Genomic DNA, 219 nt, shown 5'->3' with positions numbered 1-219 from the left:
CCCAGCGCAATCACCGGCAAGGTCGCGACTTTCACACCGATGCCCATCGCCACCATTAAGGCTTCGCAGAGGATCGAGGTCAGCACCAGCGGCAGCAGCGCCACCAGCGTCGCCCGCCAGCTGCGGAAGGTGATCAGGCAGAACAACGTCACCGCCGCGTACACGTACAGACGATGTTGGTCGCGGCTTCGATCCCGGCGCTACCGGCAGCGAGCAGGA

1 pseudogene is annotated in these 219 nt (G+C 64.8%); it reads right to left on the bottom strand.

Annotated features, from left to right (window positions below):
* Window positions 1-219: pseudogene (locus tag BK660_RS32385) on the bottom strand (hypothetical protein); the annotation flags it as partial.

Source organism: Pseudomonas brassicacearum (assembly GCF_003732265.1).
In the GTDB taxonomy this organism is placed as follows: Bacteria; Pseudomonadota; Gammaproteobacteria; order Pseudomonadales; family Pseudomonadaceae; genus Aquipseudomonas; species Aquipseudomonas brassicacearum_D.
The sequence above is the reverse complement of the archived record's forward strand: the minus strand, read 5'-3'. Positions and strand labels throughout refer to the sequence as shown.